Source organism: Tepidibacillus infernus, assembly GCF_048898065.1.
Lineage (GTDB): Bacteria > Bacillota > Bacilli > Tepidibacillales > Tepidibacillaceae > Tepidibacillus_B > Tepidibacillus_B infernus.
Genome location: NZ_JBLWFI010000110.1, coordinates 1 through 206 on the forward strand (window position 1 = coordinate 1; position 206 = coordinate 206).

The following is a 206-nucleotide window of genomic DNA, read 5'->3' on the forward strand; positions in this document are numbered from 1 at the left end:
AAGAATTGCGAACCAACGAAAAGACTTTCTACACAAGGAATCACACAAATTAGCGAAACGGTATGACTGCGTGGTTATTGAAGACCTCAACATGAAAGGGATGTCTCAAGCCCTCCATTTTGGCAAAAGTGTCCATGATAATAGCTGGGGCATGTTCACCACCTTTCTCCAATACAAGTTAGAGGAGCAGGGGAAAAAGCTTATCA

General features: G+C 42.7%; 1 protein-coding gene. It reads left to right on the top strand.

Annotated features, from left to right (window positions below):
- Window positions 1-206: IS200/IS605 family accessory protein TnpB-related protein (locus TEPIDINF_RS15335; RefSeq protein ID WP_421692421.1), on the top strand; the 206-nt coding region annotated here is incomplete at both ends.